This window comes from Nocardioides sp. Z21_20 (assembly GCF_059766585.1).
Window position 1 is genome coordinate 56,810 of sequence record NZ_JCBAJX010000001.1, and the last position, 14,864, is coordinate 71,673.

Consider the following 14,864-nt stretch of genomic DNA (forward strand, 5'->3'; position numbering starts at 1 on the left):
CGCTCGGCGCCCGCGCTCAGCCCTGCCCGACGACGTACGCCGCGGGCAGGGCGAGCAGCGCCACCAGCAGCGTCGCCGCCGTGGCCAGCACCAGCTCGCGGCGTCCGACCCGGCGCAGCATCCGGGCGTCGACCGAGCAGCCCAGGGCGAACATCGCGGCCGCCAGCGCTGCGGTCTGCACCAGCTGCGCCGCGTCGAGCACCGGCTGCGGCACCGCCACGACCGTGCGCAGCACGACCAGGCCCAGGAACGCCGCCACGAAGGCGGGCACCAGCGGCGGGCGGCGAACGCCGGTCGGGGCGGTGCGCCGTTCGCGCCAGGAGAGCACCGCCAGCACCGGCGCGAGCAGCAGCACCCGCCCGAGCTTGACCGTCACCGCGGTCTGCAGCCCCGCGGCACCGGCGATCAGTCCGCCGGCGACCACCACCTGACCGACCTCGTGCACCGCGGCTCCCGACCAGGCGCCGGCCGCCGCCGGGGCGAGCTCGAGCAGCCGGCCCAGCAGCGGCAGCACCAGCATCGCCGCGCTGCCGAAGACCACCGTCAGGGCGATCGCCGCGGCCACGTCGCTCTCGCGCCGCTCGGCTCCGGCGGCTTCGGGTCCGGTGCGCTCGGCTCCGGTGGCCGCCTCGGCGGGGGCGCGCCGGATGCCGTCGACCGCGGCGATGGCGGCCGCACCGCAGATGGAGAAGCCGCAGGCGAGCAGCAGCCGGCGCCCGGGCTCGACCCCCAGCATCCGGCCCAGGAGCAGCGTGCCGGCGATCCCTCCGGTCACCACCAGCGCGATGACCGCCAGCATCGGCCAGCCCAGCGCCAGCACGTCGGCGAGGACCAGCTCCAGGCCGAGCAGGGCGACGCCGATGCGCAGCACCCGTCGCGAGGCGATCGCGAGCCCCGGCTCGGCGGCGCGCGGCAGCCGCGCCAGGTTCGCGACCAGGGCGCCCAGCACGATCGCCACGAAGACCGGGCTCAGCACCGGCACCAGCCGGTGCACCCCGACGGCGACGGCGGCGCCGCCGGCCGCGAGGGCGAGGCCCCAGACGATCGAGGGCGTCGGCGGCGCACCCGCGCCGGCCGGCTCCGGGCCCGCCGGCGCTGGTGCGACGGCGGCGGGGCGTTCGAGCTGGTCGATCGTGGTCACGCCTGAATCCTGCCCGCCGGCGACGCCGCGCAGTAGCCCGCAATCGGGCACCAGCTCATGCGCCGTTGATATGGGGTGCGGGCTGGGCATATCGTCTGCGCATGAGCAGTGGGCGTCCCGACCTGACCGCGCTCGACCTGCTGGTACGGGTCGGCGAGCTGGGCTCGCTGGGCGCAGCCGCCCGGGCGATGGGGATGGCGCAGCCCAATGCGAGCCGGGCGCTGTCACGACTGGAGCGTCAGCTGGGCGTGGTGCTGCTGGTGCGCGGGCCGACCGGCTCGCGGCTCACCACGGAGGGCGGAGTGGTGGCCGAGTGGGCGCGCGAGGCGCTGGCCGGCGTCGACCGGGTCGTGCTCGGGTCGCGCTCGCTGGCCGAGCGCCGGCAGGCGCACCTCGGGGTGGCCGCGAGCCTGACGGTGGCCGAGTACCTCGCACCGCAGTGGCTGGCCAGGTTCCGCCGGCTGCACCCCGAGCTGCGGGTCAGCCTGGACGTCCGCAACTCCGGCGGCGTGCTCGACCTCGTCGCCGGGGGCACGGTGCCGCTGGGCTTCGTGGAGTCGCCCACGGTCCCGCGCAGCGTCGGGTCGACCACGGTGGCCCGCGACCAGCTCGTCGTGGTCGTCGGCCCCGGGCACCCCTGGGCCCGGCGGCGGCGTCCGGTGAGTCCCGGGGAGCTCGCGGCCAGCGACCCGGTGGTGCGCGAGTCGGGGTCGGGCACCCGCGAGACGCTGGTGCGGGCGCTGGACCGGGCCGGCGTGCAGCTCGGGCCGCTGGGGCTCGAGCTGGCCAGCACCGCCGCGGTCAAGGCCGCGGCCGCGGCCGGCGACGCGCCCGCCGTGCTCAGCGAGCTCGCCGTGGTCTCCGAGCTGGCCTCGGGCCAGCTGGTCGCCGTCGCGGTGGGCGGCCTGGACCTGACCCGGGCGCTGCGCGCGGTGTGGCCCGCGGCGATGCGACCCAGCGGTCCGGCCGCCGACCTGGTGCGGATCGCGCGCGGCTGAGCAGGCTGAGGCGGGCACTGCCCCGCTCAGCCGGGCACCGCCGCGCTCAGCCGCGCGGAGGCCCGCTCAGCCCAGCAGCGCGTCGTACGCCGTGGGGCTGGAGTCGCGCAGGAACTCCGAGCAGCGCTCCCACTCGGCGCTCTCGCCGATCGCGCGGGCGGAGAGGGCGAGCAGCGCCAGCGAGCGCAGGAAGCCGCGGTTCGGCTCGTGCTCCCACGGGACCGGCCCGTGGCCCTTCCAGCCGTTGCGGCGCAGCATGTCGAGGCTGCGGTGGTAGCCCACCCGCGAGTAGGCGTAGACCGTCACGTCGTCGGCCCCGGCGTCGCGCGCCTGCTCGGCCATCGCCGCCCAGGCGAACGGGGACTCCGGGTGCCGGCGTACGACCGCGGCAGGGTCGTCGTCGCGGAGCTCGGCCTCCGCGGGGTCCTCGGGGAGTCGGGTGGGCGGGGGGCCTGCCATCAGGTCGTGGTGGTTCATGGGCCCCACAGTAGCCACGCCCGACGGCCCGCCCGGCCGAGCACCTGCGGGCGCCCGCTGACCACCTCGCTCCGGCCCGGTATCCGGCGCGGGTGTTTGATTGCTCCTCGTGACCTCCGTCTCCTCCACCTCGGCCTCCCCGCCCGGCTCCAGCGACCCGGGCAGACCCGCCACCCTCAGTCCCTGGCCGGCGCTGTTCGCGCTGTGCCTGGGCTTCTTCATGATCCTGGTCGACTCCACGATCGTGTCGGTGGCGACGCCGGCCATCATCGAGGACTTCGACGCCGACGTGAACGACGTGGTGTGGGTGACCAGCGCCTACCTGCTGGCCTACGCCGTACCGGTGCTGATCACCGGGCGCCTCGGCGACCGCTACGGGCCGAAGCGGCTCTACCTGATCGGGCTGACCGTGTTCACCCTGTCGTCGCTGTGGTGCGGGCTCACCGGCTCGATCGAGGAGCTGATCGTGGCGCGGGTCTTCCAGGGCCTGGGCGCGGCGATGATGACGCCGCAGACGATGGCCGTGATCACCCGGATCTTCCCCGCCGCGAGCCGTGGCCAGGCGATGTCGCTGTGGGGCGCGACCGCGGGCTTCGCCACGCTGGTCGGGCCGGTCCTCGGCGGCGTGCTCGTGGACGGGCTCGGCTGGGAGTGGATCTTCTTCGTCAACGTCCCCGTGGGGGTCGTCGGCTTCGCGCTCGCCTGGTGGCTGGTGCCGGCCCTGAGCACGAGCGACCACCGCTTCGACTGGCTGGGCGTGGCCCTCAGCGGGGCCGGCATGTTCCTGGTGGTGTTCGGGATCCAGGAGGGGCACGCCTACGACTGGGGTCGGGTGAGCGGCCTGGTCACCGTGCCGCGGATGATCGTGCTCGGGCTCGTGCTGCTGGTCGCGTTCGTGGTGTGGCAGGCCCGCACCCGCCGCGAGCCGCTGGTGCCGCTCTCGCTCTTCGCGGACCGCAACTTCTCGCTGGCGAACCTCGCGATCACCACCATGGCGTTCGCGATCACCGCGATGGCGATCCCGTTCATGCTCTACGCCCAGCTGGTACGCGGGCTGTCCCCGACCCGGGCGGCGATGCTGATGGTGCCGATGGCGGTGATGGCGATCGTGCTCGCGCCGTTCGTGGGGCGCGTCATCGACCGGGTGCACCCGCGCGGCATCACCGCGGCCGGGTTCGCCAGCAGCGCGGTCTCCCTGGCCTGGCTGAGCCAGGTGATGACGCCCGACTCGCACACCTGGGAGCTGGCGCTGCCGATGATGCTGCTCGGCGTCGGCAACGCCCTGGTGTGGGGCCCGACGAGCACCACCGCCAACCGCAACCTGCCCCTGTCCCGGGCCGGGGCGGGTGCCGGCGTCTACAACGCCACCCGCCAGGTCGGCGCCGTGCTCGGCTCGGCCGCGATCGCCGTACTGATGGACGCCCGCCTCGACGCGAGGCTTCCCGGCTTCGACATCGCCGGCGGCACCGAGGCTGCGGGTGCGGCTGGCGCGGGCGGCGCGAGTGACGGGGCGGGCGGCGGGGCGATGCCGGCCGCGGCGCTCGACGCCTTCAGCGACGCGATGGCGCAGTCGATGCTGCTGCCGCCGGTCGTGCTCCTGATCGGCATGGTCGCGGTGCTCTTCTTCGCCCGCCCCACCCACCAGACCGCCCCCGCCCCGTCACCTTCCCCTAGCGCGCCCGCGCCCCGGTAGCGCCCCGCGCCGGAGCGCGCCCGCGGGAGCGCGCCCCCGCGGGGGAGCGCGCCCACCCCCACCCCCCGCTTGTAACGCGGGGTTATGTCCACTGCCCCAGCGTTATTTCGCTGTGGTGGTGGGCATAACCCCGCGTTACAGCCGGCATGAAAGGCGCGGGACGGGGCGGAGGCGCGGGGCGGGGCGGAGGCGGGGCGGGGTCAGGCGGCGCGGCGTACGACGAGGTGGGCGAGGCCGTCGAGGGAGTGACCGAAGCGCGTCTCGGTCAGCGCGTACTCACGCGCCAGCCGCTGCTTGGTGCGCTCGCGCTGTGTTCCCCAGAAGTCCGACCAGACCAGTCGGGACATCCCCAGCCCGAAGCCGCAGACCCAGTCCTCGCGGCGCTTCTCCTGCCAGACGATCTCCTCGATGGGCAGGTCGGAGACCCCGCCGGCATCGCGGCGGCGGTACTTCACGCGGCCGTCGAACTCGAAGACATGGCGCCCCACCCGCAGGTCGCAGCGGGCCCAGCCGGTCGGGTCGCGCAGCTCGAACTGCGTCTCGACCGGGCCCAGCCCCAGCTCCTCGAGGAGGTCCCGGCCCAACGTCTCCCCCGCGGACTCGGCGCCGGGGTTCGCCCTCTCCACCGCCGCCCGGGCCGCCCGCACGTGCGGCCAGCAGCGCATCGGCGCGAGGGCGGCGGCCAGCTGGCCCCGAGTGACTCCCCGATGCAGCGCGGAGTCGCAGGCCACCAGGCCCGCCAGGTAACCGTGCTCGCGACCGATGTCGACGGCGGTGCGCGCCGCGTCGAGGCAGGCGATGCCGTCGGGGACGACCACCTGCTCCGGGCGGTGCACCGCACCATGGTGCTTCACCCCGTGCTCGGTCCGGGAGCCGCGCACGTCGGGACGGGTGATGTGGACGAGCGGCGCCTCGGGATGCAGAAGCGCCAGGCCCAGCTCGAGTGCGGCCGAGTCGTGGCTGAGGACGTGCGCGGTGAGCATGCTCAGTCCGACGGCGCGCGACTCCAGGCGCCGGCGTCCGACGTACTCGTCCAGCGCCTCCCAGGTCGACCGCTCGGCGTACACGCCCCGGCGCACCGCCACCCACGCCGAGTCACGGCCGCGCACCAGGGCCAACACCTGAGCCGGCGTCAGGCCGGCATCGAGCGCCTGCCGGTAGGTGATCAGACCGGAGCCGGCGCGCATCCGCGCCAGGGCGAGTGAGTGCATGCCCCGCACCCTGCCGCCGCCGTACGACGGCCGCTCGCGCCAGCCGGCACCCTGTGGACGACGCCGCCCCGCCCACCGCCTGTGCACGCCCCACGGCTCGCATGCCCCGGCGCCGCGAAATGTAACGCGGGGTTATGCCCACCACCGCAGCGTTATTTCGCTGTGGCAGTGGACATAACCCCGCGTTACAGCCGGTCTTGGCGGCGCGGCGCGTGCCGGCGGTGGCCGGCGCGGCCGCGCGCGGAGCCGGTCAGGCGGAGAGGGACGTCCCGGCGGAGCGCAGGTTCTCGCAGGCCTCGACGACGCGGGCGGCCATGCCGGCCTCGGCGGCCTTGCCCCAGGCGCGCGGGTCGTAGGCCTTCTTGTTGCCGACCTCGCCGTCGACCTTCAGCACGCCGTCGTAGTTCTGGAACATGTGGCCGACGACCGGGCGGGTGAAGGCGTACTGGGTGTCGGTGTCGACGTTCATCTTGACGACGCCGTAGTCCACCGCCGCGCCGATCTCCTCGGGCAGCGAGCCGGAGCCGCCGTGGAAGACGAGGTCGAAGGGCTTGGAGCCGGCCTCGAGGCCGAGCTCGGCGACGACGGCCTCCTGGGCGTGCTTGAGGATCTCCGGACGCAGCTTGACGTGGCCGGGCTTGTAGGCGCCGTGCACGTTGCCGAAGGTCAGCGCGGTCATGTAGCGCCCCTTCTCGCCGATGCCGAGCGCCTTGACGGTCGCCAGCGCGTCCTCGGGGGTGGTGTAGAGCTTCTCGTTGATCTCCCCGACGATGCCGTCCTCCTCGCCGCCGACGACGCCGATCTCGATCTCGAGGATGATCCGGGCGGCCGCAGCCTGGGCGAGCAGCTCCTCGGCGATCTGGAGGTTCTCGTCCATCGGCACGGCCGAGCCGTCCCACATGTGCGACTGGAACATCGGCAGCTCGCCGCGCGCCACGCGCTCCTTGGACAGCGCGAGCAGGGGCCGCACGAAGCCGTCGAGCTTGTTCTTGGGGCAGTGGTCGGTGTGCAGCGCGATGTTGATGGGGTAGTTCTTCGCCACCTCCTGCGCGTAGGCCGCGAAGGCGACCGAGCCGGTGACCATGTCCTTGATCGACGGGCCGGAGAGGTACTCGGCACCGCCGGTGGAGATCTGGATGATCCCGTCGGAGCCTGCGTCGGCGAAGCCCTTGAGGGCGGCGTTGAGCGTCTGCGACGACGAGACGTTGATGGCCGGGTAGGCGAAGGCGTTCGCCTTGGCCTTGTCCAGCATCTCGGCATAGACCTCGGGGGTTGCGATGGGCATCTCAGGCTCCTCGGGAATCACTCACAGCACTTCGGACGTCCAGCCCACCCTAGTCGCTCGCCCAGGCCGCGCCAGGGCCGATCGGCCCCCGCCGGCCCGCACCCCGCAGGAGGTCCCCCGCCGATCACCCCCGCCAGGCCGCGTCGCCGGACAGGTCGGCGTACTGGCGGATCCAGCTGTGCATCGCGATCGCCGCCGCCGCGCTGGCGTTGATCGAGCGCGTCGACCCGAACTGCGCGATCGAGAACGTCCCGTCGCACGCCTCGCGCGCGCCCTCGGAGAGCCCCGGGCCCTCCTGGCCGAAGAGGAAGCAGACGCGGCGGGGGACGCTCGCGGTCTCCAGGTGCAGCGAGCCGGGCAGGTTGTCGATGCCCAGCAGCCGTACGTCGCGCTCGGCGAGGTAGGCGCGCAGCTCGGCGGCGCTGTCGTGGTGGCGGATGTGCTGGTAGCGGTCGGTCACCATCGCCCCGCGGCGGTTCCACCGCTTGCGCCCGACGATGTGCACCTCGGCGGCCAGGAACGCGTTGGCGCTGCGCACGATCGTGCCGATGTTGAAGTCGTGCTGCCAGTTCTCGATCGCCACGTGGAAGTCGTGGCGCCGCTGGTCGAGGTCGGCGACGATCGCCTCCATCGTCCAGTACCGGTAGCGGTCCACGACGTTGCGCCGGTCCCCGTGCGCGAGCAGCTCTGGGTCGTACTGCGCCCCCTCGGGCCACGGACCCTGCCACGGCCCCACCCCGACCTCGTCGGGTCCGTGCGGCATCGGGTCGTACGGCGCGCGCTGCTGGTCCACGCCGGCGAGAGTATCGGCTGGGTCACCTGGCCCTTCCCCGGCTACGCTTCAGAGGTGGATGTACTCATGACCCTTCCGATGCTGTTGGGCATGGACTGGATGGACCCCAACTGGCTCCTCGACAAGTTCGGCGCGGAGCTGTTCTGGATCTCGCTGGCGATCGTGTTCGTCGAGTGCGGGCTCTTCTTCCCGTTCCTGCCCGGCGACACGCTGCTCTTCGCGCTGGGCCTGTTCATCGCCACCGAGCGCATCGACCTGTTCCCGGGCACCCCCCTGGTCGAGCTGTCGGTCGCGCTGGTGCTGATGACCGTCGCCGGCTTCCTGGGCAACGTGTCCGGCTACGAGATCGGCCGCGCCATCGGTCCACCGCTCTATGCGCGCAACGGCCGCTTCCTGAAGAAGAAGTACTTCGACCAGACCCAGGTCTTCTTCGACAAGCACGGCAACAAGGCGCTGGTGATCGGCCGCTTCGTGCCGTTCGTGCGGACCTTCATCACCGTGGTGGCCGGCGTGACCCGGATGGAGCGGACCCGGTTCTTCCTGTGGAGCGCCATCGGGGCCGTGCTGTGGGTCCTCTCGATCATGCTGATGGGCTACTTCCTCGGCCGGCGCTTCCCGGGGCTGGGCGAGAACATCGACAAGGCGATCATCGTGATCCTCGCCTTCTCGATCATCCCGGTGGTCTGGGAGTGGTGGCGCCACCGCCGTACGGCGAGCAGCCGCGGCGACGACAACGACCACGACGGGCGCCCCGACCTCGACATCGCCGGGTTCGACGCCGGCCCCCGCCGCGAGCCCTGAGCCTAGGGCCGCGAGTCGCGAGGCTCAGCCGTCCGAGCCGGCCCTCAGAGGTCCAGCTCGTCCTTGCCCACCGCGAAGCGGTACTCCAGGCCCTGCGCCTCGACGTTCTCCTTGGCTCCGGTGTCCCGGTCGACGATGACCGCCACCCCGACCACCGTCGCGCCCGCCTCGCGCAGCGCGGCGACCGCCTCCAGCGCGGAGCCGCCCGTGGTGGAGGTGTCGTCGACGGCGAGCACCCGGCGGCCCTGGACGCCCGGGCCCTCGATCAGCTTCTGCAGGCCGTGCACCTTCTGGGACTTGCGGATCACGAAGCAGTCCAGCTCGCGCCCCGCGGCCGCGGCCTGGTGCATCATCGCGGTCGCCACCGGGTCGGCGCCCAGGGTGAGCCCGCCGACGGCGTCGAAGTCCCAGTCTGCGGTGAGCTCGAGCATCACCCGGCCGATCGCCGGCGCGGCCTGCGCGTCCAGGGTGATCCGGCGCATGTCGACGTAGTAGTCGGCCTCCTTGCCCGAGGACAGGATGACCCTGCCCCGCACGATCGCCTTGGCGTTGATCTGGTCGAGCAGGACGTCGCGATCGGTCATGGCCGCGAGCCTAGTGGGTTGCCCCGCCGGCCCCGCGCGGCCTCTCCTCGACCAGGTGGCCGAAGGCGATCAGCCGGTCGTCGGTGTGGAACAGCTCGGCGCAGGTGGTCAGCGTGATCAGCCGCTGGCCGGGGCGCTGGCGCGGCTGCACCTCGCCCTCGTCGGGGTTGCGGGGCAGCGGGTCGATCACCCAGGTCTCGGTGAACGGCACGCTGAGCTCGTCGCCGCCGGAGTCGAGCCGGTAGGTGTAGACGGTCTCCCGGGTCTCGACGACCACCCGGTCGCCGGCGCGCAGCCGCGGCAGGTCGGCGAACGGCTCGCCGTGGGTGACCCGATGCCCGGCCAGCGCGAAGTTCCCGACCTGCCCGGGCTGCGCGGTCTCAGGGAAGTGGCCGATGCCCGCGGCCAGCACCTCCTCGGAGGTGCCCTCGAGCACCGGCACCGCCCAGTCCTTGCCGAAGCGTGGGATCCGCAGGATCGCGGAGGCCCGGCCGTCGGCCACCTCGGCGACCTGCTCGCCGGCCTGCCAGTCCTCCTCGAGGGTCCGCACGATGTCGGCGTGCTTGCGCTCGGAGACCCAGCTGGTGCCGTACATCTGCCAGCCCACGTAGCCCAGCGCCCCCGCGCCGGCGACGATCAGCACCACGCCGGCCAGGAGCAGCCAGCGGGAGGCGCGGCTGCGGGGTCGCTTGGTCATGCGGCGATTGTGCCTGCTGCGAGCCCCCGGCGTGGCGACGTCGCCCGGACGGGCTCGCTAGCCTCGGGGGATGCGTACCGAGGCGACGAGACTGCAGGGGATCCCGCCGACCGTCTTCTCCGAGATGTCGGCGCTCGCGGCCCGCACCGGGGCGGTCAACCTGGGCCAGGGCTTCCCCGACGTCGACGGACCGCCGGCGGTGATCGAACGGGCCGTGCGGGCGCTGCACGAGGGCGCCAACCAGTACGCCCCGGGCATCGGCGTACCGGCGCTGCGCGAGGCGGTCGCCCGGCACCAGCGGCGCCACTACGGCCTCGACCTCGACCCCGAGCACCAGGTCGTGGTGACCACCGGCGCCACCGAGGGGATCGCGGCGGCGCTGCTGGGTCTGGTCGACCCCGGCGACGAGGTGGTGGTGCTGGAGCCCTACTACGACTCCTACCGGGCGATGATCCAGATGGCCGGCGGCGTACGGCGCCCGGTCACCCTGCGCGCGCCCGACTTCCGCCTGGACGCGGCGGCGCTGGAGGCCGCGGTCGGCGACCGGACCCGGCTGATCCTGCTCAACACCCCACACAACCCCACCGGCACGGTGCTGACCCGAGCCGAGCTGGAGGCCGTCGCCCGGGTAGCGATCCGCCACGACCTGGTGGTGGTGACCGACGAGGTCTACGAGCACCTGGTCTTCGACGGCCGCGCGCACGTGCCGCTGGCCACCCTGCCGGGGATGTTCGAGCGCACCGTGACGCTCTCCAGCGCCGGGAAGTCGTGGTCGTTCACCGGCTGGAAGGTCGGCTGGGCCACCGGGCCGGCCGAGCTGGTCGGCGCCGTGCTGGGCGCCAAGCAGTGGCTGACCTTCACCTCCGGCTCGCCGTTGCAGCCGGCCGTCGCGCTCGCCCTCGACGAGGAGGGCGACTTCCCGCTCCGGCTGGCCCGCGACCTGCAGGAGCGTCGCGACCTGCTCTGCTCGGGTCTCGCCGAGGCCGGCCTGACGCCGCGGGTGCCGGAGGGGACGTACTTCGCGACCACCGACGTGCGCGAGCTGGGCTGGCCGGACGGGCGGGCCTTCTGCCTGGCTCTGCCCGAGCTGGCCGGCGTGGTCGCGATCCCCACCCAGGGCTTCTACGACGACGCCGAGGCGGGCCGCCACCTGGTGCGCTGGGCCTTCTGCAAGCAGCCGGACCTCATCGCCGAGGGCGTGGCCCGACTGGCGAAGGCCCGGCTGCACCGCTGAGCGGCGACCCCCTGGGCGCGGACGCCTGCGGCGCGGGCCGCGCCGGTCAGCGGCGCGGGGCGGGAGAGGCGGCGAACCAGGCGCGCACCTCGGGTCGCAGCAGCGCGTAGACCGTGGCGCCGGCGGCCACCACCGGCAGCAGCAGGACCAGCGAGGTCAGCGCCCCCAGCAGGCAGAACCCCGCGGTGGCCGACGCGGAGATGATCAGCATCACCCGGGCCCAGCCCTGCCCACGCAGCGCGAGCGCGGCCAGGACCATCGCCGCCAGCGCCCAGAGCACCAGCATGCCGGCCATGAAGTAGGTGGTGTTGACGATCAGCTGCTCGGTGACACCCGCCTGCTCGAAGATCTCGGGGTTGGTGCGGCGCATCTCGTCGAGGATCAGATCGTGGTCACCGGCAAGGATGGCGACGCTCGCCAGCGTGAGCAGGATCGACAGCACCGAGAACACCCAGGTGAGCACGGCGGCGAGCAGCAGCGGCCGCGGTCGCGGCCCGCGCACCTGAGCGACCGGCTGGCCGTAGGGCTGCTGCGGGGACCAGGCCTGGGGGTCGTGGGCCTGGGGGTCGTGGGCCTGGGGCGCGCCGGGCTGTCCGTACGGCGCCGCGGGCGGCTGCTGGCCGTACGGCGCGGGGTAGGGCCCCGGCTCGTTCGGCGCCTGGGCGGGCGGGGTCCCGAAGCCCGGGTACGGACGCGGCCCCTGCTCACCGGTCGCGTGCGGCGGGGTGCCCCACGGCGCCACGGTGGGCCGCTCGGTCACCGCGCGTCCCTCGACGGGCGGAGCCTGCCGGGCCTCGACGGCAGGCCGGGGCGGCACCGGGCGCGGCTCCCGGCCGGCGAACCAGTCGCGGGCCGGCTGCAGCCAGAGCGCCACCACACCGGCGACGACGACCGACGACATCAGGCCGCCGGCCGCCGCCCCGCTGATCAGGATCGGCAGCGCCAGCACCGTCAGGCCCACCCGGGCGCCGCGGTTGCGCTGCAGCGCGAAGACCCCGAGGATCGCCGCCGCCACCGCGCAGCCGCCGGCGACCAGCATGGTGACGTGCATCAGGTCGAGCACCGCCTCCACACTCATGTCGAGGGTGTCGCCCGGCGACTCGGCGAGGAACTCGGTGACGGCCTCCCGCATCTCCAGCGAGCGGAGCTGGGACATCGACTGGAAGACCGACACCAGCAGGAAGACCGAGGCCAGGACCACGGCCCATCCGGCGACCGTGACCTGTCGGGGGCGGGGCAGGGGCTTGACGTCACTCACGTCGTCATTCCATCACGCGCGTCCCAATCGCCTCAGACGCCCGCCTTGTCGGTGCTCACCAGCGGGCGCAGCACCAACTCATGCCCGCTCTCGGCGAGGTCGACGCCGACCGAGCCACCGTCGTTGACCTCGCCGGCGATCAGCATCCGGGCCAGCGGGTCGCCGATCGCCGTCTGGATCAGTCGGCGCAGCGGACGGGCGCCGTACGCGGGGTCGTAGCCGGTGTCGGCCAGCCAGGTCCGCGCCTCGTCGCTGACGCTGATCGTGATCCGCCGGACCGCGAGCCGCTTCTCCAGCAGCGCCAACTGCAGGTCGACGATGTGGGTCAGCTCGTCCTTGGTCAGCGCGTCGAAGAGGACCACCTCGTCGAGCCGGTTGAGGAACTCCGGCTTGAACGAGGAGCGGACCACCGCCATCACCGAGGAGCGCTTGGCCTCCGGGTCCATCAGCGGATCGACCAGGAACTGCGAGCCCAGGTTGCTGGTCAGGATCAGCAGCGTGTTGCGGAAGTCGACGGTGCGGCCCTGGCCGTCGGTGAGCCGGCCGTCGTCGAGCACCTGCAGCAGGATGTCGAAGACCTCGGGGTGCGCCTTCTCGACCTCGTCGAGCAGCACCACGGAGTAGGGCCGGCGACGGACCGCCTCGGTGAGCTGACCGCCCTCGTCGTAGCCGACGTAGCCCGGAGGGGCACCGACCAGACGGGCCACCGAGTGCTTCTCGGAGTACTCGCTCATGTCGATGCGCACGATCGCGCGCTCGTCGTCGAAGAGGAAGTCGGCCAGTGCCTTAGCGAGCTCGGTCTTGCCGGTGCCGGTGGGGCCGAGGAACAGGAAGGAACCGGTCGGCCGGTTGGGGTCGGCGATGCCCGCGCGGGAGCGCCGCACGGCGTCGCTGACCGCGCTGACCGCGGTGCGCTGCCCGATCAGCCGCTTGCCGATCACCTGCTCCATCTCGAGCAGCTTGGCGGTCTCGCCCTGCAGCATCCGGCCGGTGGGGATGCCGGTCCAGGCCTCCACCACCTCGGCGACCTGCTCGGCGCCGACCTCCTCGCCGACCAGCGGCTCGGTCTCGGGCTTCACCGTGGCGTCGGCCGCGGCGAGCCTCTTCTCCAGCTCGGGGATCCGGCCGTAGTTGATCTCGCTGGCCCCGGCGAGATCGCCCTCGCGCACCAGCCGCTCGGCCTCGACACGCAGCTGGTCGAGCTGGCGGCGCAGCTCGCCCTCGCCCTCCAGAGAGGACTTCTCCAGCTCCCAGCGGTGCTCGAGCGCGCGCAGCTCCTCCTCGCGGTCGGCGAGGTCCGCGACCAGCTTCTCCAGCCGCTCGCGCGAGGCGTCGTCGTGCTCCTTCTCGAGAGCGAAGCGCTCCATCTTCAGCCGGTCGACCTGGCGGCGCAGCTGGTCGATCTCCTCGGGCGAGGACTCGATCTCCATGCGCAACCGCGAGGCCGCCTCGTCGACGAGGTCGATGGCCTTGTCGGGCAGCTGGCGTCCGGAGATGTAGCGGTCCGAGAGCGTCGCGGCCGCGACCAGCGCGGCGTCGGTGATCCGGACGCCGTGGTGGGCCTCGTACTTCTCCTGGATGCCACGCAGGATCTGGATGGTGTCCTCGACGCTGGGCTCGCCCACGAAGACCTGCTGGAAGCGACGCTCCAGGGCGGGGTCCTTCTCGATCCGCTCGCGGTACTCGTCGAGCGTGGTGGCCCCGATCATGTGCAGCTCACCGCGCGCCAGCATCGGCTTGAGCATGTTGCCCGCGTCCATCGCGCCCTCGCCGCTGGCTCCGGCGCCCACGACGGTGTGCAGCTCGTCGATGAACGTGATGATCTGCCCGCCGGCCTCCTTGATCTCCTCCAGGACGGCCTTGAGACGCTCCTCGAACTCGCCGCGGTACTTGGCACCGGCCACCATCGCGGCCAGGTCCAGGCTCAGCACCCGGCGGCCCTTGAGCGAGTCGGGGACGTCGCCGGCGACGACCCGCTGGGCGAGACCCTCGACCACGGCGGTCTTGCCGACGCCGGGCTCGCCGATCAGCACGGGGTTGTTCTTGGTGCGCCGGCTCAGCACCTGCACCACCCGGCGGATCTCGGCGTCGCGGCCGATCACCGGGTCCAGGCGGCCCTCCTCGGCCGCCTGGGTGAGGTCGACGGAGTACTTCTCCAGCGCCTCGTAGGTGGACTCGGCGTCCTGGCTGGTGACCCGGCGGTTGCCGCGTACGGCGGTGAGGCCCTCGCGCAGACCGGCCTCGGTCAGGCCCGCGCCGAGCAGGATCTTCTGCGCCGAGCTCTCGACGCCGGCCAGCGCGATCAGCAGGTGCTCGGTGGCGACGTAGTCGTCCTTCATGCTGGCGGCGAGGTCGATCGCGGAGGCCAGCACCCGGGTCAGCGCGGCGGAGGCGCCGGGCTGCTGCACGGTGGCCCCGCTGGCCTTGGGCAGGGCGTCGCGCTGGGCCGCGGCCTCGCGGACCAGGGCCGGCGCGTCGACGCCGGCCTTGGCGACCATGTTCGCCGGGGTGCCGCCCTCCTGCAGCAACAGCGCCACCAGCAGGTGGATCGGCTCGGTGGTGGTGTTGCCGGCCGTGGTCGCCGAGACCTGCGCGGCCTCGATCGCCTCACGGCTGCGGGTGGTGAACTTGTCGGCTCCGAACTGGCTCATGCTGGTCACTCCTGGCTCATGAACACGGCTTGGTGAAGGCG

At 73.3% G+C, this 14,864-nt stretch carries 13 protein-coding genes; 4 read left to right on the plus strand and 9 right to left on the minus strand.

The annotated features are described in order from the left end of the window. Positions 1-16: 16 nt before the first annotated feature. Entirely contained in the window at positions 17-1,141 is a 1,125-nt protein-coding gene (locus AC6EH9_RS00245; RefSeq protein ID WP_498419430.1) for a YeiH family protein, read from the minus strand. Positions 1,142-1,242: 101 nt separating this feature from the next. Here AC6EH9_RS00245 and AC6EH9_RS00250 point away from each other — a divergent pair, with 101 nt between their 5' ends. Next, the gene (locus AC6EH9_RS00250) at positions 1,243-2,139 is read left to right on the plus strand and encodes a LysR family transcriptional regulator (protein ID WP_498419432.1); all 897 of its coding nucleotides are present in this window, start codon (positions 1,243-1,245) and stop codon (positions 2,137-2,139) included. Between the two features lie 66 nt (positions 2,140-2,205). Here AC6EH9_RS00250 and AC6EH9_RS00255 read toward each other — a convergent pair whose 3' ends face one another. Then, positions 2,206-2,616, minus strand: coding sequence for a DUF3151 domain-containing protein (locus AC6EH9_RS00255; protein WP_498419434.1), 411 nt, complete (start codon positions 2,614-2,616; stop codon positions 2,206-2,208). Positions 2,617-2,725: 109 nt separating this feature from the next. On the opposite strand from AC6EH9_RS00255, the gene AC6EH9_RS00260 reads away from it, so the two are divergent. Further along, positions 2,726-4,309: a DHA2 family efflux MFS transporter permease subunit gene (locus AC6EH9_RS00260; RefSeq protein ID WP_498419435.1), complete on the plus strand. Its 1,584-nt coding sequence runs from the start codon at positions 2,726-2,728 to the stop codon at positions 4,307-4,309. Positions 4,310-4,509: 200 nt separating this feature from the next. Here AC6EH9_RS00260 and AC6EH9_RS00265 read toward each other — a convergent pair whose 3' ends face one another. From AC6EH9_RS00265 to AC6EH9_RS00275, 3 genes are all read right to left on the minus strand, one after another. Then, complete coding sequence (locus tag AC6EH9_RS00265) at positions 4,510-5,520, minus strand: hypothetical protein (RefSeq protein WP_498419437.1); 1,011 nt, start codon at positions 5,518-5,520, stop codon at positions 4,510-4,512. A 250-nt stretch (positions 5,521-5,770) separates the two neighbouring features. Next, entirely contained in the window at positions 5,771-6,805 is a 1,035-nt protein-coding gene (fbaA, locus tag AC6EH9_RS00270; protein ID WP_498419439.1) for a class II fructose-bisphosphate aldolase, read from the minus strand. Positions 6,806-6,929: 124 nt separating this feature from the next. Next, a complete protein-coding gene (locus AC6EH9_RS00275) occupies positions 6,930-7,568 on the minus strand; it encodes a TrmH family RNA methyltransferase (RefSeq protein WP_498420600.1) in 639 nt (212 codons plus the stop codon). A 96-nt stretch (positions 7,569-7,664) separates the two neighbouring features. On the opposite strand from AC6EH9_RS00275, the gene AC6EH9_RS00280 reads away from it, so the two are divergent. Continuing rightward, entirely contained in the window at positions 7,665-8,399 is a 735-nt protein-coding gene (locus AC6EH9_RS00280; protein WP_498419440.1) for a DedA family protein, read from the plus strand. A gap of 44 nt (positions 8,400-8,443) precedes the next feature. Here AC6EH9_RS00280 and pyrE read toward each other — a convergent pair whose 3' ends face one another. Together pyrE and AC6EH9_RS00290 are read right to left on the minus strand one after the other, a co-directional pair. After that, positions 8,444-8,983 (minus strand): orotate phosphoribosyltransferase, encoded by a 540-nt coding sequence (gene pyrE / locus AC6EH9_RS00285; RefSeq protein WP_498419442.1) that lies wholly within the window; start codon positions 8,981-8,983, stop codon positions 8,444-8,446. Positions 8,984-8,993: 10 nt separating this feature from the next. Next, entirely contained in the window at positions 8,994-9,680 is a 687-nt protein-coding gene (locus AC6EH9_RS00290) for a class E sortase (RefSeq protein ID WP_498419444.1), read from the minus strand. A gap of 70 nt (positions 9,681-9,750) precedes the next feature. On the opposite strand from AC6EH9_RS00290, the gene AC6EH9_RS00295 reads away from it, so the two are divergent. Continuing rightward, entirely contained in the window at positions 9,751-10,914 is a 1,164-nt protein-coding gene (locus AC6EH9_RS00295) for a pyridoxal phosphate-dependent aminotransferase (protein WP_498419446.1), read from the plus strand. Between the two features lie 46 nt (positions 10,915-10,960). Here AC6EH9_RS00295 and AC6EH9_RS00300 read toward each other — a convergent pair whose 3' ends face one another. After that, the gene (locus tag AC6EH9_RS00300; protein WP_498419448.1) at positions 10,961-12,172 is read right to left on the minus strand and encodes a hypothetical protein; all 1,212 of its coding nucleotides are present in this window, start codon (positions 12,170-12,172) and stop codon (positions 10,961-10,963) included. A gap of 32 nt (positions 12,173-12,204) precedes the next feature. Beyond that, complete coding sequence (clpB, locus tag AC6EH9_RS00305; protein WP_498419450.1) at positions 12,205-14,823, minus strand: ATP-dependent chaperone ClpB; 2,619 nt, start codon at positions 14,821-14,823, stop codon at positions 12,205-12,207. Between the last annotated feature and the right edge of the window lie 41 nt (positions 14,824-14,864).